This is a genomic window from uncultured Ferrimonas sp., assembly GCF_947489035.1.
Lineage (GTDB): Bacteria > Pseudomonadota > Gammaproteobacteria > Enterobacterales > Shewanellaceae > Ferrimonas.
Genome location: NZ_CANLCI010000069.1, coordinates 1 through 665 on the forward strand (window position 1 = coordinate 1; position 665 = coordinate 665).

At 49.6% G+C, this 665-nt stretch carries 1 rRNA gene; it reads left to right on the forward strand.

Features of this window, described 5'->3' with window-relative positions:
- Nucleotides 1-23 precede the first annotated feature (23 nt).
- Nucleotides 24-665: ribosomal RNA gene (locus Q0796_RS18105) — 23S ribosomal RNA — on the forward strand; the annotation flags it as partial.

A 665-nucleotide genomic window follows, 5' to 3' on the forward strand; every position in this document is an offset into this window, starting at 1 on the left:
AGCAAGACCCCTTGGGGTTGTATGGTTAAGTGACTAAGCGTACACGGTGGATGCCTTGGCAGTCAGAGGCGATGAAGGACGTAGTAACTTGCGATAAGCGCAGATTAGGTAGTAACAACCTGTGAGTCTGCGATTTCCGAATGGGGAAACCCGGCACCATAAGGTGTCATCTTGTACTGAATACATAGGTGCAAGAAGCGAACCTGGGGAACTGAAACATCTAAGTACCCAGAGGAAAAGAAATCAACCGAGATCCCCCTAGTAGCGGCGAGCGAACGGGGGTTAGCCCTTAAGCATTTTAGAAGTTAGTGGAACAAGTTGGAAAGCTTGGCGATACAGGGTGATAGCCCCGTACACGAAAACGACTTTAGTGTGAAATCGAGTAGGACGGGACACGTGATATCCTGTCTGAATATGGGGGGACCATCCTCCAAGGCTAAATACTCCTGACTGACCGATAGTGAACCAGTACCGTGAGGGAAAGGCGAAAAGAACCCCTGTGAGGGGAGTGAAATAGAACCTGAAACCGTGTACGTACAAGCAGTAGGAGCAGGCATTGTGTCCTGTGACTGCGTACCTTTTGTATAATGGGTCAGCGACTTACGTTCTGTAGCGAGCTTAACCGAATAGGGTAGGCGTAGCGAAAGCGAGTGTTAACTGCGCGA